This is a genomic window from [Phormidium] sp. LEGE 05292, assembly GCF_015207735.1.
GTDB lineage: Bacteria > Cyanobacteriota > Cyanobacteriia > Cyanobacteriales > Aerosakkonemataceae > Floridanema.
In genome coordinates this window covers 38,799-60,110 of record NZ_JADEWG010000028.1, presented here as the reverse complement: position 1 = coordinate 60,110, position 21,312 = coordinate 38,799, and the positions used below count along the sequence as shown (strand labels likewise).

The 21,312-nt window shown below is 38.3% G+C and carries 20 protein-coding genes; 11 read left to right on the top strand and 9 right to left on the bottom strand.

Features of this window, described 5'->3' with window-relative positions; translation table 11 throughout:
* Positions 1-149 precede the first annotated feature (149 nt).
* Positions 150-1,565, top strand: coding sequence for a sensor histidine kinase (locus IQ264_RS10980; RefSeq protein ID WP_193980813.1), 1,416 nt, complete (start codon positions 150-152; stop codon positions 1,563-1,565).
* An 88-nt stretch (positions 1,566-1,653) separates the two neighbouring features.
* Here the strand turns inward: IQ264_RS10980 and IQ264_RS10975 are convergent, their stop codons facing one another.
* Positions 1,654-3,183 carry a mercuric reductase gene (locus tag IQ264_RS10975; RefSeq protein WP_193980812.1) on the bottom strand — a complete coding sequence of 510 codons (1,530 nt, stop codon included), beginning with the start codon at positions 3,181-3,183 and terminating at the stop codon, positions 1,654-1,656.
* A gap of 12 nt (positions 3,184-3,195) precedes the next feature.
* Positions 3,196-3,822: a TVP38/TMEM64 family protein gene (locus IQ264_RS10970; RefSeq protein ID WP_413470345.1), complete on the bottom strand. Its 627-nt coding sequence runs from the start codon at positions 3,820-3,822 to the stop codon at positions 3,196-3,198.
* Positions 3,823-3,975: 153 nt separating this feature from the next.
* Here IQ264_RS10970 and IQ264_RS10965 point away from each other — a divergent pair, with 153 nt between their 5' ends.
* The 4 genes from IQ264_RS10965 to IQ264_RS10950 all read left to right on the top strand — a co-directional run bounded on the left by IQ264_RS10965 (position 3,976) and on the right by IQ264_RS10950 (position 6,921).
* Positions 3,976-4,248, top strand: a complete 273-nt coding sequence (locus IQ264_RS10965; RefSeq protein WP_193980810.1) for a DUF1830 domain-containing protein — start codon at positions 3,976-3,978, stop codon at positions 4,246-4,248.
* Positions 4,249-4,718: 470 nt separating this feature from the next.
* Complete coding sequence (locus IQ264_RS10960; RefSeq protein ID WP_193980809.1) at positions 4,719-5,093, top strand: hypothetical protein; 375 nt, start codon at positions 4,719-4,721, stop codon at positions 5,091-5,093.
* A 277-nt stretch (positions 5,094-5,370) separates the two neighbouring features.
* Positions 5,371-6,126 (top strand): Uma2 family endonuclease, encoded by a 756-nt coding sequence (locus tag IQ264_RS10955; RefSeq protein WP_193980808.1) that lies wholly within the window; start codon positions 5,371-5,373, stop codon positions 6,124-6,126.
* Between the two features lie 228 nt (positions 6,127-6,354).
* Positions 6,355-6,921: a hypothetical protein gene (locus IQ264_RS10950; protein WP_228061446.1), complete on the top strand. Its 567-nt coding sequence runs from the start codon at positions 6,355-6,357 to the stop codon at positions 6,919-6,921.
* A gap of 285 nt (positions 6,922-7,206) precedes the next feature.
* Here the strand turns inward: IQ264_RS10950 and IQ264_RS10945 are convergent, their stop codons facing one another.
* The 5 genes from IQ264_RS10945 to IQ264_RS33680 form a co-directional block, all read right to left on the bottom strand.
* Positions 7,207-9,708 carry an ATP-binding protein gene (locus IQ264_RS10945; protein ID WP_193980807.1) on the bottom strand — a complete coding sequence of 834 codons (2,502 nt, stop codon included), beginning with the start codon at positions 9,706-9,708 and terminating at the stop codon, positions 7,207-7,209.
* 270 nt (positions 9,709-9,978) lie between these two features.
* Positions 9,979-10,563, bottom strand: coding sequence for a DUF99 family protein (locus IQ264_RS10940; RefSeq protein WP_193980806.1), 585 nt, complete (start codon positions 10,561-10,563; stop codon positions 9,979-9,981).
* 197 nt (positions 10,564-10,760) lie between these two features.
* Positions 10,761-11,156, bottom strand: a complete 396-nt coding sequence (locus IQ264_RS10935; protein WP_193980805.1) for a J domain-containing protein — start codon at positions 11,154-11,156, stop codon at positions 10,761-10,763.
* Between the two features lie 320 nt (positions 11,157-11,476).
* Complete coding sequence (locus IQ264_RS10930; protein ID WP_193980804.1) at positions 11,477-11,779, bottom strand: acylphosphatase; 303 nt, start codon at positions 11,777-11,779, stop codon at positions 11,477-11,479.
* A gap of 6 nt (positions 11,780-11,785) precedes the next feature.
* Complete coding sequence (locus IQ264_RS33680) at positions 11,786-13,150, bottom strand: acylphosphatase (protein WP_193980803.1); 1,365 nt, start codon at positions 13,148-13,150, stop codon at positions 11,786-11,788.
* Positions 13,151-13,440: 290 nt separating this feature from the next.
* On the opposite strand from IQ264_RS33680, the gene IQ264_RS10920 reads away from it, so the two are divergent.
* Both IQ264_RS10920 and IQ264_RS10915 read left to right on the top strand, forming a co-directional pair.
* On the top strand, positions 13,441-14,085 hold the full coding sequence (locus tag IQ264_RS10920) for a Uma2 family endonuclease (RefSeq protein WP_322744658.1): 645 nt from the start codon (positions 13,441-13,443) through the stop codon (positions 14,083-14,085).
* A 236-nt stretch (positions 14,086-14,321) separates the two neighbouring features.
* The gene (locus IQ264_RS10915) at positions 14,322-15,167 is read left to right on the top strand and encodes a M20/M25/M40 family metallo-hydrolase (protein ID WP_193980802.1); all 846 of its coding nucleotides are present in this window, start codon (positions 14,322-14,324) and stop codon (positions 15,165-15,167) included.
* On the opposite strand, the gene IQ264_RS10910 is transcribed toward IQ264_RS10915, so the two are convergent.
* Together IQ264_RS10910 and IQ264_RS10905 are read right to left on the bottom strand one after the other, a co-directional pair.
* Positions 15,162-15,650, bottom strand: coding sequence for a DUF4214 domain-containing protein (locus tag IQ264_RS10910; RefSeq protein WP_193980801.1), 489 nt, complete (start codon positions 15,648-15,650; stop codon positions 15,162-15,164). The two genes, IQ264_RS10915 and IQ264_RS10910, sit on opposite strands and share 6 nt — an antisense overlap.
* Before the next feature lie 20 nt (positions 15,651-15,670).
* On the bottom strand, positions 15,671-16,210 hold the full coding sequence (locus IQ264_RS10905; RefSeq protein WP_193980800.1) for a DUF4214 domain-containing protein: 540 nt from the start codon (positions 16,208-16,210) through the stop codon (positions 15,671-15,673).
* A gap of 187 nt (positions 16,211-16,397) precedes the next feature.
* Here IQ264_RS10905 and IQ264_RS10900 point away from each other — a divergent pair, with 187 nt between their 5' ends.
* The 4 genes from IQ264_RS10900 (at position 16,398) to IQ264_RS10885 (ending at position 21,310) form a co-directional block, all read left to right on the top strand.
* Complete coding sequence (locus tag IQ264_RS10900; protein ID WP_193980799.1) at positions 16,398-16,865, top strand: MarR family winged helix-turn-helix transcriptional regulator; 468 nt, start codon at positions 16,398-16,400, stop codon at positions 16,863-16,865.
* A gap of 159 nt (positions 16,866-17,024) precedes the next feature.
* A complete protein-coding gene (locus IQ264_RS10895; protein WP_193980798.1) occupies positions 17,025-18,578 on the top strand; it encodes an HlyD family secretion protein in 1,554 nt (517 codons plus the stop codon).
* Between the two features lie 290 nt (positions 18,579-18,868).
* Positions 18,869-19,858 carry an aldo/keto reductase gene (locus IQ264_RS10890; RefSeq protein ID WP_193980797.1) on the top strand — a complete coding sequence of 330 codons (990 nt, stop codon included), beginning with the start codon at positions 18,869-18,871 and terminating at the stop codon, positions 19,856-19,858.
* Between the two features lie 171 nt (positions 19,859-20,029).
* Positions 20,030-21,310 carry an MFS transporter gene (locus tag IQ264_RS10885; RefSeq protein WP_193980796.1) on the top strand — a complete coding sequence of 427 codons (1,281 nt, stop codon included), beginning with the start codon at positions 20,030-20,032 and terminating at the stop codon, positions 21,308-21,310.
* The last annotated feature ends 2 nt before the right edge of the window (positions 21,311-21,312 follow it).

Sequence of the window (21,312 nt, the reverse complement as noted above, 5' to 3'; positions counted from 1 at the left end):
GATGGGGGGATGATAGAGATGGGGGGATGGGGAGAATAATTTCACTACTTCCTTCTACTCCCCCTACCGTTCGGCTGACGCTCACGGAAGCCTCCCCACCTCCCCAGTACCCAGTCACCAGTACCCAGTCCCCAAAATTTAGGAAGTAGATGCTAATTCGGATTAAATGGAATTCAATTCATACAAAATTATTTACTACTTATTTAGCACTTACTGCTTTAGGTACATCAGTTTTAGCAAGTTACATTTTGCTTTCTTTTCATGATTATTTTATGAAAACCAGGCAATCGGATTTAGATTCCTGGACAACAGCTCTTAGTGAAAGTGTAGCTGACTCATTAGAAAATAAGAATGTGGAACGGGTGGACATCATTGTAAAACGTTATGGTTCACCAGAATCAATTACACTACGAATTTTTGATCCTCAAGGTCGTTTACTGACAACTTCTGCCCCTGATATTGACAAAAATATAACTAATTGGTTGGAGGTTCCTGGAGTTAAAGAAGCATTGCAAAAGAAAGCTGTTCAAGGCAAAGCAAAAGGTCTTTTATCTAATGATGAGCGATTATATGCTGCTAAACCTATAGTTCGCAATGGTCAGTTACTAGGTGTGTTGCGAATGTCAATCACTATTGAGCAGTTCCAGCGCCAGTTTCAAAGATTAATTTTGTCAGTTTTACTAACATTAATTATTACAGTATTACTCTGCGCTGTTATTAGCGAATGTTTGACTCGGAGCTTGGCTAGACCAATCCAATCAATGTGTAATTTTGCGGTGCGAATGGGTAGTGGTCATTTTGGAGATAAATTAAGTGTTCGTCAAGATGATGAGTTAGGTCAATTAGCTATTGAATTAAATCGAATGAGTGAAAGATTGGCTTCGCTGGATAGTGAAAGACGGTCTTTTTTAGCTAATGTTTCTCATGAATTGCGAACTCCGGTAAGTAATGTTTTTGTGACTTTGGAAGCCTTATCAAGTGGGGCAGATGAAGAACCAGAAATACGCGATCGCTTTATTAGCACTGCACAAGAAGAGGTGAAACGTTTATCTCGGTTAATTCACGATTTGCTAGATTTAGGCAGATTAGAAGCAGGTGTGACTCTACTAGAAAATAAAGATTTTCGCTTAAAATCTTTAATTGAACGTGCAGTAAGAGCAGTAGAATTAAGATTGCAGTCTAATGATGTGGGAATTAAGTTAGATTTACCTAATGTGAAAGTCAATGGCGATCCTGAAAGACTTTTACAAGCTTTTTTAAATATTTTAGATAATGCGATTAAGTATTCCGTGAGTAATTCGGAAGTTTCCATTATTGGACAGATAGAAGCTAACAAAATTATAGTAAAAATTAGTGACCAAGGAGTAGGTATTAACGAAAGCGATATGCCACATATTTTTGAACAGTTTTATACAGCCGATCGCTCTCGTTCTGGTAATGGTACAGGTTTAGGTTTGGCGATCGCCAAGCGAATCGTCGAAGCTCACAATGGTACTATTACTGCTAGTAGTGTTCCCGGTAGAGGAGCAACTTTTACTATTAAATTACCGATTACTAAAGATTAGTTGGCATTCGGGTTTTGGGGACTGGGGACTGGGGATGACAGGCAAGATGCCTGTCCTACGGTACTGGGATTCCTCATACCAATAGTCACTATCTTGTCCAAGTTAACCAAGTAGTAAATAATTGCTTAACAAATGGTGTCAGACGAGTGCGATTATATGCGTCTGCTGCTTTACGAATTACTTCAGCTTGAGTGGGGTAAGGATGAATTACGGAAGCAATTTTTCCTAATCCAATGTTGTTAACCATTGCTAAAGTAACTTCACTAATCATGTCTCCGGCATGACGCGCTACAATGGTTGCACCTAAAATTTTATCGCTACCTTTTTTGACGTGAATTTTGACAAATCCGGTTTCTTCTCCATCAGCAATTGCGCGATCGACTTGAGTTAAAGGAATAAAAAATGTGTCTACATTAATACCTTGTTCTTTTGCTTCAGATTCATACATTCCAACATGAGCAATTTCTGGATCTGTATAAGTACACCAAGGCATCGTGAGTGTGCTTAATTTCTTTCTGCCTAAAAACAGAGCATTTTGAATTACTATTCTCGCCGCAGCATCAGCAGCATGAGTAAATTTCCATTTCATGCAAATATCGCCTGCGGCGTAAATGTTGGGATTTGTTGTTTGTAAGCGATCGTTAACAAAAACACCTTTTTTAGCATCATATTTAACGCCAACTGTTTCTAAATTTAATCCTTCTACGTTTGGTTTTCTTCCCACACCAAGCAGAATTTGATTTACTGTTACAGAGTTTTCTTTGCCTTGAGATTCATAGTAAATAACTTTTTCTCCATTTTGCTGTTCTACTCTATTAATTTTAGAATTTAGGATTAAGTTAATGCCTTCTTGAATAAATGCGTTTTGGACAATTTCTGCTGCGTCTGCATCTTCGCGATCGAGAATATGTTCATTGTTATGGAACAAAATAACTTGGGAACCCAAACGTTGAAATGTTTGTGCTAATTCACAACCAATTGGCCCGCCACCAATTACTGCTAAACGTTGCGGTTTTTCGGTGAGGTTAAATACAGTTTCATTTGTGAGATAGCCAGCTTCTTCTAACCCTGAAATATCCAGAGTTGCCGCTCTTGCACCTGTAGCAATTACGGCTTTTTTAAACCGCAAAATTTTACCAGCAACTTCAATAGAATTGCTGCTATAAAAATGACCTTCACCCAGAAAAACATCAATTCCTAATTGATTTTGAAATCGTTGTGCAGAGTCATGATGACTGATATCAGATCTGATTTTTCGCATCCGTTCCATGACAGCGGGAAAATCAACTTTTATACCATCAGGAACGTGAATCCCGAATTTTTGAGAATGAGAAATATCAGCCATAATGCGAGAAGAACGAATTATAGTTTTTGAAGGTACACAACCAACATTTAAACAGTCTCCTCCCATTAAATTTTTTTCTATTAAAGCCACTTTTGCGCCTAAACCTGCGGCACCAGCAGCAACTACTAATCCCGCTGTTCCTGCACCAATTACAACTAAGTTATAACGTTCTGCTGGTTGGGGATTTATCCAATATTGAGGATGTACTTGAGCTAATAATTTTTGATTATATACATCCATTGGGGAAACTGTTAAATTTTCGGTTTTGGACATATAATTTACTCCTTAATTAACACTTTCTCGGAGAGCTTTTTTGGCAAGGTGAGTAATGTAAATTGTGACGGCAACTGTGGCAATAAAACCTACAATCCGAATTGTCCATTTAGCGGTTTCTGCTTGAGGATTTGTGGGTACATTCCCTGCGCCAATCATGGCAATGTCACCTGCTAAGGAACCAATATAAACATACATAATTGTTCCGGGTATCATGCCTATTGAACCTAGAATATAGTCTTTTAAGGAAACTTTTGTAATTCCAAAGGCATAGTTTAAAAGATTGAAGGGAAATACTGGTGAAAGGCGAGTTAGTAAGACTATTTTGAAACCTTCTTTGGCAACGGCATTATCAATAGCTTGAAATTGAGGACGATCGGCAATTTTTTTGGCTACCCAATCACGAGTTAAATATCTGCCGATAAGAAATGCAAATGTTGCTCCCATTGTGGCAGCAATAAATACATAAAGGGAACCCCAAAATACACCAAAAATGACACCTCCTCCCAATGTGAGAAGTGAACCTGGGATAAATAGCACGGTGGTGAGATTGTATATCAGGATAAATGCGATCGCACCCCAAGGGCCCTGTTGCGCGATCCAAGTTAAGGTATTGTTGACAATTTCTTGCATATTCATTGATTCCATCAAAACAATAATGTAAGATACTAGGCTGTTATTACAATAAACTAGCAAAATTAACTAATCCTTACAAAATCCTTATTTTTATATGAGATAGTCTTCGATCAAGATACTTTAAAAGATGTTTTTTAGATTCAGGCGTTTTTTGTCATGATTAGTTCCTCCACTTTTACAGAAGATAAATCTAGTTCAATACCACTCTCTTTGTGTCATTATAAAAATGCTTCTAACAAATTACAAATTTTGCGAATTGCAAATGTCCCTAACTGGTATTTTGAGAGAGTTGTTTTTCCAGGACAACTTTTGTTATTTCAAGCACCAGTCCAAGGTGTGTTAGAAGTTCATACCAGTGCTAAGGTAACTACAATTTTGGCAGATACTATCAACTGCGATCGCTTGCAAGTAATTGATTTTAATGTTTAAATCAGCCAAATATTTGTTTCATAGCTTGAGAGAAGTAATTCCTCAAGCAAAATATTTACTCAAAGTTTGATAATTTTATCAATTAAGTCAATTACCTACTCCTCAATTAAACCTAAGATAGATGCAATATTTTAGCATCTATAAAATTAGATACTCCTAGAGATATGCAGATTAAACAATTGTTTGGAATTGCTGTGCATGAATAACTGGTTATTCTTAGAATACATCCCAAAAACCACAAATTTACACTTTTTACTTAATCCTTAAGACAGGTGAAAAAGAACCCAAATTTTTGTTAAACAGATAATAGGTTTGAAATTAATATAAACTTTTGACGAGACTTGATTAAGTTTGGCATTACTAGGTGCTGAGGTTAAACATTCTCCAGAAAGAGAGTTGTATAAAATAATTCCCAGTTTCATTCTTAAGGGAAATTTTTGTGTAAACTTTTAGTAACAGAGGCGAACAAAATGTCAGTTGAAAACTCCCTTATTTTTTCTACTTCAGAACCGATGCTATCAACTATAAATGAAGTAAAAGAAATTCAATCAGTTAACTCGGAACCCTATGTAAATAAACCGAATTTGCCAGATATTTCTGCTGCTTCATTATATATAATTCCCAGTACTTTTTTTACCTTTTGGTTGATGTACTTGATTCTGTCTACGGATCTGTTAAAATTTGCCAAACATAAGATTTCCATCATTAAAAATCTGGAGCAAGTTCCTTGTAAAAACTGTCGTTATTTTACAAACAATCCTTATCTACGATGCGCTGTAAATCCCTCTATTGCTCTGACTTCACAAGCAGTTAATTGTTCAGATTATTGCCCTATAAATAAATAAAATGACAATGCGAAATAACACTTTTGCTATGTTGTCTCAAGGATAGGCGATCGCTTTTCTGTATCAAGAATATGCGTTCGCGTAGCGTGCCGTAGGCGTATCGCGTAGTCTGCGGTAAATAAGATTCGGAAGAAGCTAAAGTTTACTTTACAGGCAGAGGGTTTGATTTATTGTATAAATCTAATCTGATTAATTAACAAAATTGACGACACAAGAAATACAATAATCGCACGACAGGGAAACGCTATAATTCGAGTGAGTTTGCGGGAAAGCTGCCATGTTAAAGTACAACCTACCGAGATACTTACCTTCTGCCGAAGAACTACCTGACTCTGATGAGGCACCTGTGGATAACGAACTGCAAGAATTAATACCAGGATTGCTAAAGGCGATTTTGCTTATTCTTTGGGCAGAACGCATGGATTGGTTTTTTGGCATCGATATGGGTATTTATTATCACCCCGATCGACCTGCGATTGTCCCAGATGCTTTCTTGAGTTTAGGGGTAGAACGGTTTTATGATGAAGAATTGCGTCCCAGTTATGTATTGTGGGATGAAAATGTTACACCAATTTTTGTGCTAGAAGTCGTTTCTCAAAACTATCGGAAGGAATACAGCGATAAATTAGCTGAATATGAAGGGTTAGGCATACTTTATTATGTTATTTATTCGTCACGTCGTCGCCGCAAACCGCGTTTGGAAGTCCATAAGTTAGTCAATGGCAAGTATGAATTACAGTTAGGAAATCCTGTTTGGATGCCTGAAATAGGTTTAGGAATTGGGTGTGAAAGGGGCAATTATTCTGGCGTGACAAGAGAATGGTTATATTGGTACGACGCAGAAGAAAAACGCTATTTGACACCTGAAGAACAGGTTAAATATGAGGCTCAACGCGCCGCGCAGGAAGCTCAACGCGCCGCGCAGGAAGCTCAACGCGCCGCGCAGGAAGCTCAACGCGCCGAACAACAAGCTCGACGTGCTGAGCAATTAGCTCAACGATTGCGCGAGTTAGGGATAGATCCAAATGTATAGATCGATCGCACTCAAAAGAAGTTCAAGCGATCGCAATATCTGATAGCAAAAGTCAGTTAAAACTGACTGCAACACCAAAAAATTATCAATAATTCTTCAGTCCATTTCAATGAACTTTCTCTATTAGCCTGCAATGCTGCAAGATCTGAGTGTACCCGTTGTTTAGTATAATAAAAGTACGAATAAGAATAGATTTTTGAGTAAATAAACTACAGAGGGAGATTGAATATGCCGCAATATACTTTAGCTGAAGATCCAACAGTAGTTTTGACTGTGCCAGGTAAAAATGACACAAAAAAAAATCGGGAAGCAGCGATAGAACAATTACTAGAATTAATGGATTCAGGAGAATTAGACATAGATTTAAAAGATGGTTTTGGGCCCGATCAGTTAATTATGATTAAAGATGCCAAAGCAGAGGGAAATGTGAATCTAAAAGAAAGCACAGGTGAAGATTCTGGGGTAGTGCAAGCGGTGCAAATTTTAACCCAATTTGCCAGCTTACGCCAGCGAGTCGAGGAGTTACGTCCAGCGGCTCAAGAAGCGCGATCGCAAATTGATTTATTATTTGCTGGAGAAGTCACCGTAGAACAAATTCAACAAATCAAAGAAGGGTTAAAATCCCTGAAAAATTTTGCCCAAGTTAACATTCAATTTCGCGAATCAATAGCGGAAGCTGAAGCTGCCAGAAAAACTTTAGATGAAGCACTAACAACCGCAGCATTGGAAAATGCCGCCTTGGAAAAAGCCGCGATCGAAAAAGCGACAGAAAAAGCCACAACTACTGAAAAATAGATTTACCAAATTAGTTAAATCTATACCAAAAAACTGAGCAGTATTGATTGCCATCTTTATTCATAGATGACCATGAAGAATTATATCACTTTTTTGATAAATTTTACATAGTCATTATTAAGAGTACACCAGGGTTTGAACCCAGTTTGAACGGGACTACTAAAGGGAAGCGATCGGCTAAAAAGCACCTAAATTGTATATTTTCGGTGCTAGGCAAAAACTGTCAATTCCTCCCCCCATCTCCCTATCAACCTAAATATTAAATTTAAATACATAGTAGTTTATTTAAGACGCTGTTATCGGAATCTCAATAATCAACTCTGCTCCCTTTCCTTTTACTGAATTACAAGTGAGCTTACCTTGGTGTTTTTCCACTACAACAGCATAGCTAATTGCCAATCCAATGCCTGTACCTTTACCTACCATTTTAGTAGTAAAAAATGGATCAAACAAGCGGCTTTGCATTTCTTCTGCAATACCGCAGCCATTATCTTTAATGCGAATACATACATAATTATTATCAACTAAGTAGGTGCAAATTTCGATCGTAGGTGATGAATATTGAGAATCTGCTTTTCCCCAATCTACTAATGAAGGGTTTTCCATTCCCTCTTCTAAAGCGTCAATGGCATTAGCTAAAATATTCATAAATACCTGATTGAGTTGACCAGCATAACACTCTACTTTTGGCAATTTACCATACGCTTTAATTACATCAATTCCAGTACGATGAGGATTGGATTTCAAGCGATTACTCAAGATTAACAGAGTGCTATCTATTCCCTCATGAATATCGACAAATTTCATTTCACTTTCATCAAGCCGAGAGAAGTTCCGCAATGCTAAAACAATTTCTCGAATACGTTCTGATCCCAGTTTCATAGAAGCCAAAAGTTTTGGCAAGTCTTCCACCAAAAAATCTAATTCTACCTGTTCTGCCTTTTCTGTAATTTCCTTTCCAGGTTCAGGGAAATACTTTTGATATAAATTCAACAGGTCTAGCAAATCTTGTGTATATTCATCTGCATGACTTAAATTCCCGTAAATAAAGTTAATTGGGTTGTTAATTTCGTGGGCAATACCAGCTACCATTTGCCCCAAAGCTGACATTTTTTCGCTTTGCACTAACTGAGTTTGAGTACGCTGAAGTTCTTTAAGTGCTTGTTCTAATTGAGCAGCTTTTTCTCGTTCTCTGGCTTCAGATTCTTGCAAAGCTGCAATTAATTTAGCTAGTTCATCTGCTTGACGCAGAACAATTTTAATAATAGCATCTCTGAGTTCATGTACAGCTTCTATTTCGCATTGTTTCCAAGGTAAGGATTTAAATTTAACGATTTCTTTCCACAATTCAAATGATTTGCGAGGCGAGAGACGTAAGCTGCCATCTTCCATTATTTTAGTGATTTTTGCTGGTTCATAAGGATTACCTGCCCAATTCACTGTTTGCACAACTTCTGGTCGGAAACATAAAACATAATGATTTTGTGTTTGGGACAGGGAAATTCCAATTAAGCCACTAGCTACATCCTTATATTTTTCAGCTTCTGGATAAAGTTTAGGTAAGGAATCTGTATAGAAAACATCTTGTTTAAAGTGAGTACCTATCCACTCAGTTAAGCTTTTAAGTTCGCTTAATGATGGGGTTTTGCCAATGACTCTTAATTCCTGGTCTAAACAAATTGCGGCTCCTTCTGCGCTGACTAATTCTAATAGATTAGGATAATTTTTGAGTAAACCATCTGAAACGTTTTTTTCCCTAGACATATATTCAATAAATCTTGAAATTAGGGATTTTAGTTTGATTTGATAATCGTAATTTTCGCGATCGGCTTTGGAAGAGAGTTCAACGGACATTACTTGTCCTAAAAATTTGCAAGCTGTGCGAGCTTCATAACTAATATATTTTGGTGAATAATGATGGCAAGCGACAAGTCCCCAAAGTTTTTGCTCTTTCATTAAAGATATGGACATAGAAGCACCAACACCCATATTTTGCAGATATTCTATGTGTAAGGGAGAGACGCTTCTTAATCCAGAAAAACTTAAATCTATAGGATTACCAGTGACAGAATTATTCAGTGGTGTAATAGGCACTGGTTGATAGTTAATATCAGCAATTAATCTTATCCAATTCAAGGAATATAGTTTTCTTGCTTGTTTAGGAATATCTGTAGCAGGGTAGTTTAATCCTAAATAACTGTTTAAATCTTCTCGTTTATCTTCGGCAATTACTTCTCCATGACCTTCGGGGCTAAATTTGTATACCATGACTCGATCAAAACCAGAAAGATGCCGTACTTCTGTAGCTATATTTTGGCATAGTTGCTGTAAATTAGGCGATTCTTGAATTTTAGTAGCGGCGGTTCTAATATAATGATAAAAACTAAAAAAAGGCATATATTCTATAGATACTGCTGACTCTAATTCTAGAATTAATAATCCATTTATACGATGGATGATGCCATCGAAAGACACAGTTTTTTGATTGAATTTTATGGAAAATTTAACAGGATTAAATGACTGAATTTCTTCACTAGATAAACATTCTTTGAGGCACTTAATCTGTAATTCGTCAATTAATACACTCAAGTTATTACTAATCAAATTTTCAGCTTTTATTCCCAAAATTTCCAGAGTGTTTTCACTAGCTTGTAAGATAGTCAAATCGGGTTCTTGTAATACTAATAGAATCCCATGAGGCTGAATTGAACCAGGAATCTGAATAGGTTCCATTTCACAGTTTGTTAAACTAGCTTCTTCAGCTGTGATAATTTGCCTTGTTGTCATATTATTATTTTTCCTTCCAGATATAAAATTTTATCCTAGTATGATGAGATTAAGTATAGATCTTTCTTCTTAATTTTGCTGTTGATTATGGCGATCGCACTTTCCCTCTACTATTATTTCTGAACCAACTACTTTTATCCTTTCAAATATTGAACTAACTGATACTAAGATGCACAAAAAAAGTTATTAATTATGCAAATATTGAAAATATTTAATATTTTGTAATATTTTTGTAAAAATACTTTTAAGAAATACAACTTTTTAGCAAATTTAAGCGGATCTACCACTTTCACCTTGTATTACAGCTGCTCCAATTAAATGTGCAAGACGCAACGCTTCTGGAACATTACCGCAGTCTGTTAATCTTTGCAGTACCCCAGCAATAACTTCTGGAGTTTCGCCACAAACTTGAAAATAAAAAGGTGGAAAGGCATGAATTGTACCTGCACGTTGCAATATTTTTAAGCGTTTTTCTGGTTGAGGAAGACGGCGCAAAGCAGTTTCCATTGCGTTAAGGTTTGGGAGATGGCGCATGACGGAAACACAAGGAAGTGCTAGTCGTTGGGAAAGTAGCGGCAGGTCTATTATATTGAAGCCACCAAAGGCTATCCCATCAAGTAGCAAAATGTGTAATTGTGGTAAAAATTTGCTGCCAATAAGTAACTGACAAATTGTGTCTGTAGCGTTCCAGCCATCTTGTCGGACATACCCCCAAACCATACCTTCAAAACGGGTATTGGCACAGACAATTCCAGATATGGCTACACGACTTCCTCGGCGACGTTGAAAAGGTGCATCATCGAATCCAATGACACGAATTGCGCGATTTAATCTCAATAGAGATGCCAGATTCATGATTGATTATTTACTAAAGGATATGTACTGACTGAGAATATTCATAACTAGACTTCTCCAGAAATTAAAAGTGTATTACCCGGAGCCCTTGTAGAGACGTTGTATACAACGTCTCTACATTCTTTTTTGGAGAGGTGTATTTAAGTTGATTCATATTAGCGATCGCCAAATCCCCACTAAATTCTCTGAAAAAATCTTTAGTCTAACCACATAAACATATCTTTACGATTGAAATTACTGAACCGCAAATGTTCATCAATATCCCGGTGTATATTTTCAGGTTTAGGCGGAGTTTTTGGCTCTTGGTAAAAGTTGCTACCGTTTTTCTGAATCGAGCAAGATGGTGGATTTTTTAGGTCAGGATTGGGTGGGGGAGCGATAGAAACAGAAGTGTAAGTATGGGAACGTAAATGTTGATGAGCTTCGTTGATTTCTTGCAACTTTTTATGAGCTTTTTGTTGCAGTCGTGGGTGATTGGGAAAACGGTCTGGATGCCACACCATAGCCAAATCTTTATACCCCTGTTGAATTTCTTCTAAGGAAGCTCCAGGCTCTAGTTCAAGTACTTGATAGTATTTCTCTAGTTTATTCATTGCTGACTCCCTACGGTCACTCCAAAAATGGTGTGGTCAAAAGTAGTTGGTTGGGGCTGACGCGGGGAGGCGGGGAGGCGGAGAAATTAGACAAGAAATCACCAATGGGATTTGACCCACCCCTTCATAAATAGCGATCGACCCACGTATTTTTAGTTTGAAGTGAGTTGCAAATAAAGTGGTATTTTTGAAGACATAGTTTCAAAAAAATATTTTCAGATATTTTCCTTAACTTAAATTAATTATTAGTGAAGTAACTACTCTATTCAATAGATTATTAATTTGCGCTAGAAAATCAGTTAAATAAGTTACATTCTTACCTACCAATCTCGTCCTTTTATTTCAAAATTTGTTAAACCTTGAGGTTGTTCGTATTCAATCGTTACATTTTTCACCTCAGCTGAACGACTTCCTTGATGACACCAATTAACTATTTGCTCAACTTCTGCTTTTTTCCCTTCAAAAACAGCCTCTACACGACCATCGGGTAAGTTGCGTACCCAACCATAAACACCTAATTGCTTTGCTTGATTGTAGGTAGAATAACGATAACCTACTCCTTGAACCAATCCAGAAACAAAAACATGAGCGCGAATTAAGTTTGTTTGTGATTCTTTTGTCATAATTCTTTAACTTACAACTCTTCTATGCAAAAGTTCAGCTACATGAGTATGAATTACTTCATTTTCCCAATAATTGGGATAATTACTGTAATTATTACTCATTTCTATAGCAATGTCCTCAATTGCTGGATGATTACCAAATAGAGGACTAATCGGAAATGCCGATATGTCGTCTATACCATAAAAAACTTTCCAAATGATTTCTTTGCTTTGCTCAGAAATGCCAATTTCATCAACCGATAAAGTTTCTTGATTAGCAAAGGTATTCACTACCCTTTGGGAACTTAGTAATAAAACCGGAAGTTGCGATGCCATAGTAACGATCGATCCCAGTTCTAAATGTTTTTTCCCAGCAGCAACACGCCAAAATAAATAGCGTTCTACTGTTTCTCGTTTTTCCTCGGCTAAAATCTGACTGCTAACAATTGTCGGTTCTTTCGCTTGTTCCGGGTCATTTTTAATTCTGGTTCCAATTGGGGAAAATAAACCATGTAAGAAATCGTTAACAATATTTGTACCCAAACCACTACTAATTGTGTGTAATCTAATTTTGATTGTGGTTTCTTTTCTAGATAAATCTTTCTCAATTTGATGACGGTACTTTTCTATAAACTCTAAAATTTGGCTGTAAGCGGCTAGTTGTAAGGCAATTTTCCCTTCAATTCCACTATAGTAAATAGCTGCACAAATTCCCTGCGACCAAATGAGATTTTGGAGGGGGTGGAGTAGCGATCGCCACCAAGGTTGTAAGTTAGGATTATTTGCTAAACTATTAGTAATATTTTGTGGCTTCGCTCTAAAATTTAGTTGTTTAGCAATAAACTCCTCTGCTTTAGCCAACCTTTCATCTAATCTTGATTCCTCTGTATCTGCCAAATAATGACCCCAATCTACAGAAATAATATCATCAATTCGTTCCGATAGTTTATGCTGTTTCTTAACTGGTTCCCAAAGTAAATCATATAGTTTCGTTTCCGAAAAATGAGTATCGTTGGAAATTACACCATGTACAAACAAGAGGATATTAATAGTTTTAACTTTAATATTTTTTAACTCATTTTTAATACTAAGTTCGCTGGGTCGCCTGATAATAAAATCCTTCAATCCCTCTAATTCTTCATATTCGACTGTGACACTTTTGACAACTGCATCAGGACTCCCTCGGTAACACCAACGAATTATAGCTTCGACAAGTTCCTTATTTCCTTCAAACACAGCTTCTACCCGTCCATCGGGTATTTCTTCCACCCAACCACCGATTCCCCATTGGTTAGCTTTGTCCCAAGTAGCTAGGCGATAACCGACACCATGAACAGTGCCAGTAATGAAAACATGAGCTCTGACTCTTTCTGACGATGACTGTTTTTCCATTAAATCTATATTAAATAAGTGGTGTGAATTTATTTTTATTTTTCACTTTACCACTAGGAGATTCCCTTGATGTTTTTTTTAGATTTATTAAATCTTTTTCATAAGCTCGCTTGGCGAATAATTGTGGCTTTTTGCACTTTTCCAACAATTAAGGCTTATTCATTGGTTAGTTGTAATAGTTTAGTTAGTTTTTTTGGGTGGATATAAACAATTGCATGACTAAGTTCGATCGGCTAAAATCAGAGTTATAGAATTTACTGTTAAGCAATTACATTTTTAAATACATCGCTATGATGACTACTACTTTGAACAAAAGTGCTAACCGAGTTGTGCTGGAGAACATTAGCTGGCAAACATATCAAGATTTGTTGCTAGATTGTGCAGAACAACCAGGAATTCGCTTGACCTACGATCGAGGTAAATTAGAAATTATGACACCATTAGATCCTCATGAAAGTAACTCGGAAGTGATAGGTCGTTTTGTTACAGCATTAACAGAAGAACTGAATATAGAAATTCGCAGTTTAGGTTCAAGAACCTGTCAACGCGAAGATTTGGCACGCGGGCTTGAACCTGATAAATGTTTTTACATTGAAAATGAAGCTATTGTTCGCAGTTTAGAGCAAATCGATCTGAATGAATATCCCCCACCAGATTTAGCAATTGAAATTGATATTACCAGTAGTTCAATAAATAGATTAGGCATTTACACAGCTTTAGGTGTTCCTGAAATTTGGCGTTATGATAATGGGCGGTTGGTAATTTTGCAGTTAGAAGATGGGGAGTATAGAGAGTGCGATCGATCTCCGAGTTTACCTCTGTTAACGTCAGCAGAAATTATGCGGTTTTTGGAATTAGGAAAAACGATGGGAGAAACAAGTTTAATTCGGTTGTTTCGAGAATGGGTGAGGAGTCAGGTGAAGGAAGGAGAGTGAAAAAAAGCAATTATCCAACCCCTGTTAATTTTAAATAGTCACTGGAAATAGGACTATTTAAAAAACCTTGCTCTCGCGCTTTTTGGAACCATTTATTTGCTTCTATTGGATATGCTGATTTAACCAATTGGTTAGAATCTCATCAGGCATAAATAAGCAAAAAAGTCCGCGCAGGCGGACTTCGTTTGTATAGCCCCAGATTTCCAATCTGCGGGAATCTTCAGGAGGAACAACCCGTGAATTTAACAGAAAGATTACAAGAACATCTAACTCAAATTGTGCGCGATCGCGATCCCTATCTCTCCTCAGCAGGTCATTTTTTTGTCCAGCAATATATCCGCGAACAATTCCAACAATGGGGAAATGTAGAAACTCACGAATTTGCTGTTAGAGGTCAAACTCATCAAAATTTGATTTTAAATTTACCACCTTTAACTAAAAACCAAGAAAAATATCCGCCAATTTTAATCGGCGCACATTATGATGCTGTGCCAAATTGTCCGGGTGCAGATGATAATGGTACAGGTGTTGCTGTATTGTTGGAATTAGCGAAAGCATTTGCCGCTAAACCTTTGAAATATCCCGTGCGATTAGTTGCTTTTGATATGGAAGAATATGGTTTACTTGGTAGTCAGGAATATGCTGCCAAATTAAAGCAAGAAAAGCAACGTTTGCGCCTGATGATTTCTTTGGAAATGTTGGGTTATTGTAATCATGCGCCTAACTCTCAACGTTACCCAGCGGGATTAGAAAGGTTTTACCCAAATACAGGTAATTTTATTGCTTTGATTGGTAATTTAACGACTATTCCCGATCTAATTAAACTGAGTCGAAATATCCGCAAAAGTGGCACACCTGCGGAATGGTTGCCAGTGCCAAATCAAGGTAAAGTTGTGCGGCAAACTCGCTTGAGCGATCATGCTCCTTTTTGGGATAATGGTTATCGATCGATGATGATTACCGATACAGCTTTTATGCGAAATCCTCATTATCATCAAGTTAGCGATCGCATCGAAAATCTCGACTTAAATTTCCTTACAGGAGTTTGTCTTGGCCTAGAAATTGGCTTAAGAAAATTATGATTGCTCTTGTTGAAATTTTTTCTCCATTTCCTCTCGATATTTTTCTAAATATAGCCGGATGCGATACAAACTTGTACCTTTAGCTAACACATTTTTCCAAATGTCTAGACCTTTTTTATCTACATTGCGACCTAACACTTCTTGGTACATTTGATTAATCGCTGCTTCGGCTTCTCGACTATAAGCAATATCACGGCGAATCTCGCAAATAGTCCTATACCGATCTAATTCTTTTGTCCAAGTTACTATTCCTGGATAATCAACTTCTCTCCCCAATACTTCTATGTAAATTTCATTAATTTGTTCTATGTCAGAAAGTTTTCCTAAATAGCTCTGACGTTCTGCTTCTGGGTTTCCTCTCAATATAGGAGAAAAAATTCCTTGCCAACCACAGTCAAGTGCTTGAACTGGGTTTGCTAAAGTACTTACTAGTAAAAAACCAGAAGTAAACATGAGGAAATTAGACAAACTTTTAGTTTTCATGGCTAATTTTGCCTGATTTGTTATCTTTTATTTCTGGCTTCTGGACTGCGTGCGATCGATCTTTCCACTTCCCGCAAGCTTTTACCTCTAGCTAATTCTGATTGCCAAGTCCTTAAACCATTTCGGTCTACATTTCTCCCCAAAACTCGCCGATAAATATTGTTGATTGTATTTTCTGCTTCTTGACTGTACGCCAGTTCGCGCCGAACATAGCTCAAAGACCTACCTCTTTGTAACTCTCTTGACCAAGTTCTTAGTCCGTCATAATCAGCATTTCGCCCTAATACTTGGCGATAAAGTCTGTTAATCTCATCATAGTACTGGGAACGCTGTCCCCCATCGTATCTGTTCCGATCGTTCCAATCCCGGTCATACCGATCGCTATCGTAATCATATCTTTGCTTATTTCTTAAGTCTGAATTGCTGCTCTGGTCGGGCAAACTCAGGAAGTTCTTGTCTTTCTGAAGAATCTTTTGAGCATTAACTGATTCTGCTAAACTAAAATATGTTAATGCGACAGTAGTAGATATTGCTGCACTAGCGACCACAGCGAATCTCATTTCCTTGTCCCACTTGTGTAAAAGTTATCTATTTTGACTTTAAATTATTTTGTGTAACTCAGAATGTTTTCTTTCAAATTCTTATCAAGAACTAACTAGTTCGGCTGAAGTTAGTTTCTTACTTGACGATACCTTGAATATGTCGTATCCTTAAATTAAGGACGCTAAGTAATTCTTAGGAGGCTAAATGCCTGCTCCATCTGTAGAACAAAAGTTATCGAGGGGGTGGCAAGAGGTTTTAGCGCCACACGGTATGGGCTACCGGATCAAGCTACTATCTCAACTGCTAGCACGTAAATTCCAAGAGCGACTTGAGCCTCACGGTTTAACGCCTTTTCACTGGGTTGTGTTGTGTTGCTTATGGCAGGAAGACGGCTTAGCGACTTCTAGCATAGGTGACAAGCTGCAACAGGTGGGCGGTACTTTGACGGGAGTGCTCGATCGCATGGAACAGCGGGGACTAGTGCGCCGAGAACGAGATACCCGCGATCGCCGAGTTTGGCGAATTTGGTTAACGGATGCCGGAAAAGAGTTGAAGTTCGTCTTACCGCCAATTGCTGAAGAATTACGAGAAGAAGCTTTTCAAGGTATCCCAGACAGCCAGCGCCAACTACTTTCGGAAGTGCTGGATTTGGCGATCGCTAATCTCTCCTAACCCAACTTGCGGAAGATTAGTTGATATCTCTAGGGGATGAGGCTGTTATTAATTAATTTTTGTAAAATGGTACGCATACTAAATAAACAAGTCCGTAGTTAAAGCTAAGTACACTAAATATTCCAGATTACTTAACGAATTTACCAAGAGACTGAAATTATGAAACGCACAAACACTGCTGTACTAAACGGAAAAAAACCAGTTGTAGAACCAGAATTAGAACCGACGATAGATTCAACGGTGACAGAACAAGAATTGCTGGCACCGGAGAGAGAAGAATTAGAAAAAAGAATAAAAGAACCGCTTCCTCCCCAAAAAGCGCCGAAAAAAGGGCCAAAGAAATTCATTTTGGCAGCATTGGGAATCGGTGCGATCGCCACAGCGGGCACATTTGGTTATAACTACTGGCAGTTTGCTTCCACTCACGAAGAAACAGACAACGCCACCGTTGCCGGACACATTCTTAATGTCAGTAGCCGGATCAACGATACCGTCAGTGACGTATTAGTGGATGATAACCAACAAGTACGCAAAGGTCAGCCATTGATCAAACTTGATCCCCGCGACTTTGAAGTGAAAGTGCAAAGTAGCCAAGCCGCATTAGAAGCCGCACGCCGTCAAGCGAACGCCGCCCAAGCCAATATCAGTTTAGCTGCCCAAACTACCCAAGGCAAAACAGCCACAGCCCAAGGAGATGTCCAAGCAGCTGTAGCCGCTATTTCCACCGCCCAAGCTGCATTAAAAGAAGCCCAAGCCGGAGTTCCGAGATCGCAAGCCATTGTTACAGCAGCCCAAGCAGGTATTCCCAGTGCCCAAGCCGCAGTTAAGGAAGCCGAAGCGGGTGTAGGATCGGCACAAGCGCAATTAGCAAATACAGAAGCGACTTTACAACGAGCCCAAGCCGACTATAATCGTTACCAAGCTTTGTTTCAGCAAGGTGCAGTTTCTAGACAACAACAGGAAACTGCCAGAGCAGCTTACCAAGTAGCTTTAGCGCAAAGAAACGCCGCCCAACAAGGAATTCAACAAGCCCAAGCCAGAGTCGCTCAAGCAAATGAAGGTGTAGCCACCGCCCAAGCCAAATTAGATGAAGCGAGAGTGGGAGTAGCCAGCGCCCAAGCCAAAGTCGCCCAAGCCCAAGAACAAGTAGTACAAGCCCAAGCGAAATTAGCTGCATCTCAAGGTGGACTGCAACAAGCAACGGCGGGTGGTCAACAAACAGAAGTAAATCGCAGACAATTTGAAGCAGCACAAGCAGCTATCTCGCAATCGGAAGCAGCCCTCAAAGATGCTCAGCTGCAATTATCTTACACCGATATTACGGCTCCCGCTGATGGTAAAGTCGGTCGTAAGTCGGTAGAAGTTGGGCAAAGAGTCCAAGCCGGAACTCCTTTAATGGCAATAGTTAGTAATGATTATTGGGTAACTGCTAATTTCAAGGAAACGCAGTTGGAAAACATGAAGCCTGGACAAGAGGTAGAAATTAAGCTTGATGCTTTTCCGAATCATACTTTTAAGGGTCGAGTTGATAGTTTTTCTCCTGCTTCTGGTGCTCAGTTTGCTTTGTTACCTCCTGATAATGCGACGGGTAACTTTACAAAGGTTGTGCAACGCATTCCTGTAAAAGTAATTTTTGATTCTGAAAGTATCAAAGGTTATGAGTCAAGAATTTCTCCTGGGATGTCAGCTGTTGTAACTGTGGATGTGAAGTAAGGGGACTGGGGACTGGGAAAATTCGATCGGGATTTACAGATTTACTAGATTTCTTGATTAATCCTGTTCATTAATCCCGTTCATTAATCCTGCTGATTAATCCCGTTCATTAATCCCGTTCATTAATCCTGCTGATTAATCCTGTTCATTAATCCCGTTCATTAATCCTGCTGATTAATCCCGTTCATTAATCCCGTTCATTAATCCTGCTAATTAATCCTGTTCATCATGTAAATCCATAAATCCCGATCCTTTCTGCTAGCCTTTAATAAGTAGCGATTTCCAGAACTATGAAATACCATCAATTGGGCAAGAGTTCTTTAAATGTTTCCACCATCGGACTAGGGTGCATGGGAATGTCTGATTTTTATGTAGGTGGCGATGAACAAGAGTCAATTGCTACCATTCATCGTGCCTTAGATTTAGGTGTGAATTTCCTCGATACTGCTGATATGTATGGGGTAGGAAAAAATGAAGAATTGGTAGGAAAGGCAATTAAAGATCGCCGGGAAGAAGTGATTTTAGCTACTAAGTTTGGCAATGTTCGATCGCCTAATGGTGAGTTTTTAGGTGTGAATGGAACACCGGAATATGTCCGCCAAGCTTGTGATGCGAGTTTACAACGTTTGGGAATAGATATTATCGATCTTTATTATCAACATCGAGTCGATCCCAATGTGCCAATTGAAGAAACTGTCGGCGCAATGGCGGAGTTAGTACAAGCGGGAAAGGTGCGGTTTTTGGGACTTTCCGAAGCTGCGCCGGGAACAATTCGCCGAGCAAATGCAGTGCATCAAATTACGGCTTTACAAACAGAATATTCCCTTTGGACTCGCGATCCTGAAGATGAAATTTTGCCAACTTGTCGCGAGTTAGGGATTGCTTTTGTAGCTTATAGTCCTTTGGGTAGAGGTTTTTTAACAGGACAATTTAAAAGTATTGATGACTTAGCGCCAGATGATTGGCGACGTTATACTCCTCGCTTCCAAGGGGAGAATTTTCAAAAGAATTTGGATTTAGTGAAAAAGATTGAAGAATTAGCCAAAGAAAAGGGTTGTCAACCTTCTCAATTAGCTTTAGCTTGGCTGTTAGCTCAAGGTGAAGATATTGTCCCAATTCCAGGTACAAAAAGAATCAAATATTTAGAGGAAAATGTGGCAGCGGCGGAAGGAGTTGCTTTAACTTTGGATGAGTTGGAAATGATCGATCGCATTGCTCCTAAAGGTGTCGCTTCTGGAGAACGTTACCCTGAAATGTCACTGAAAACTGTTAACCTCTAACCTGGGATATAATTTGATGTTTGGTTGATTTGACATAATGTAGAGACGTTATATATAACGTCTCTACAAATTTTTTATATATTCTAACTTAAGTTATAAATTCATTATTCAACTGCTCCACAAAACCAAATTTTCAGTAATAATTGAAGAAATGTTAATTAACTAAAAAATATGGCTTTTAGTACAAAAAAGTTGATCCCGAATATACCAGCATTTAAATCGAGGAATTATCGCCTTTTCTTTGCAGGACAAGGTTTGTCATTAATTGGCAGTTGGATGACTCAAGTCGCTACAATTTGGTTAGTTTATAAGCTATCCACATCACCTTGGCTATTAGGAATAGTGGGATTTTCTAGCCAAATACCTAGTGTGGTATTTCTCCCCATTGCAGGGGTATTTGTAGAACGTTGGAATCTCCATCGAGTCATCATTGCCACGCAAGTATTAGCAATGATTCAGTCATTAGCTTTAGCTGTGTTAACTTTAACGGGAAGCATTGATATTTGGCATTTAATTTTACTCAGTTTATTTCAGGGGACAATCAATGCTTTCGATGCGCCAGCACGTCAAGCTTTTGTTCCTGAAATTGTGGAAAAAAGAGATGATATGGCAAATGCGATCGCCCTCAATTCTGCTATGTTTAATGGAGCCAGATTAATTGGCCCTGCTATTGCTGGTATAGTATTAGCAACAGTAGGAGCAGGTTATTGTTTTCTCATAGATGGACTTAGCTACATAGCAGTAATTTTAGCTTTATTAGCAATGAAACTAAAGCCTCATGTTGTAAGCTTAAATACTAAAGGAAATTCCTTACAAAGGTTAAAAGAAGGATTTGTTTATACTTTCGGTTTTCCCCCGATTCGTGCCATCATCTTGCTACTAGCATTAGTCAGTTTTATGGGAATGCAATATACAGTTTTAGTTCCTATATTCGCTACAAAAGTTTTAAATGGTGGCGCAGATGCTTTAGGATTTTTAATGGCAGCATCGGGAGTTGGTGCATTAGTAGGTGCAGTGTATCTTAGTATGCGGAAAAGCGTGGTGGGATTGGGTAAAATAATTGCCTATTCTCCAGCAATTATGGGAATAGGTTTAGTTGCTTTTGGCTTATCCCGTGTGTTGTGGTTTTCTCTAATTATGATGTTTCTAGTTGGGTTAGGTTTTATACTACAATTTGCCTCCAGCAACACCTTATTGCAAACCATTGTCGAAGATGATAAAAGAGCCAGAGTACTCAGTATTTACACATTGGCATTTTTCGGAGTTATCCCCTTTGGTAACTTATTCGCTGGCGGATTAGCTAATTATATTGGTGCGCCCAATACAGTTATAATCAGCGGTATATTTTGCATTTTAGGTTCCTTATATTTTGCCCGACAACTACCACGCCTCAAGCCATTAGTACACCCTATTTATGCCAGAATGGGCATTCTTCCTCAAGCCAAAAATTAAAA

Coding starts and splice junctions, on each gene's coding strand:
- IQ264_RS10980 (WP_193980813.1), top strand. CDS start 150: ATGCTAATTCGGATTAAATGGAATTCAATTCATACAAAATTATTTACT.
- IQ264_RS10975 (WP_193980812.1), bottom strand. CDS start 3,183: ATGTCCAAAACCGAAAATTTAACAGTTTCCCCAATGGATGTATATAAT.
- IQ264_RS10970 (WP_413470345.1), bottom strand. CDS start 3,822: ATGAATATGCAAGAAATTGTCAACAATACCTTAACTTGGATCGCGCAA.
- IQ264_RS10965 (WP_193980810.1), top strand. CDS start 3,976: ATGATTAGTTCCTCCACTTTTACAGAAGATAAATCTAGTTCAATACCA.
- IQ264_RS10960 (WP_193980809.1), top strand. CDS start 4,719: ATGTCAGTTGAAAACTCCCTTATTTTTTCTACTTCAGAACCGATGCTA.
- IQ264_RS10955 (WP_193980808.1), top strand. CDS start 5,371: ATGTTAAAGTACAACCTACCGAGATACTTACCTTCTGCCGAAGAACTA.
- IQ264_RS10950 (WP_228061446.1), top strand. CDS start 6,355: ATGCCGCAATATACTTTAGCTGAAGATCCAACAGTAGTTTTGACTGTG.
- IQ264_RS10945 (WP_193980807.1), bottom strand. CDS start 9,708: ATGACAACAAGGCAAATTATCACAGCTGAAGAAGCTAGTTTAACAAAC.
- IQ264_RS10940 (WP_193980806.1), bottom strand. CDS start 10,563: ATGAATCTGGCATCTCTATTGAGATTAAATCGCGCAATTCGTGTCATT.
- IQ264_RS10935 (WP_193980805.1), bottom strand. CDS start 11,156: ATGAATAAACTAGAGAAATACTATCAAGTACTTGAACTAGAGCCTGGA.
- IQ264_RS10930 (WP_193980804.1), bottom strand. CDS start 11,779: ATGACAAAAGAATCACAAACAAACTTAATTCGCGCTCATGTTTTTGTT.
- IQ264_RS33680 (WP_193980803.1), bottom strand. CDS start 13,150: ATGGAAAAACAGTCATCGTCAGAAAGAGTCAGAGCTCATGTTTTCATT.
- IQ264_RS10920 (WP_322744658.1), top strand. CDS start 13,441: ATGATGACTACTACTTTGAACAAAAGTGCTAACCGAGTTGTGCTGGAG.
- IQ264_RS10910 (WP_193980801.1), bottom strand. CDS start 15,650: ATGAAAACTAAAAGTTTGTCTAATTTCCTCATGTTTACTTCTGGTTTT.
- IQ264_RS10905 (WP_193980800.1), bottom strand. CDS start 16,210: ATGAGATTCGCTGTGGTCGCTAGTGCAGCAATATCTACTACTGTCGCA.
- IQ264_RS10900 (WP_193980799.1), top strand. CDS start 16,398: ATGCCTGCTCCATCTGTAGAACAAAAGTTATCGAGGGGGTGGCAAGAG.
- IQ264_RS10895 (WP_193980798.1), top strand. CDS start 17,025: ATGAAACGCACAAACACTGCTGTACTAAACGGAAAAAAACCAGTTGTA.
- IQ264_RS10890 (WP_193980797.1), top strand. CDS start 18,869: ATGAAATACCATCAATTGGGCAAGAGTTCTTTAAATGTTTCCACCATC.
- IQ264_RS10885 (WP_193980796.1), top strand. CDS start 20,030: ATGGCTTTTAGTACAAAAAAGTTGATCCCGAATATACCAGCATTTAAA.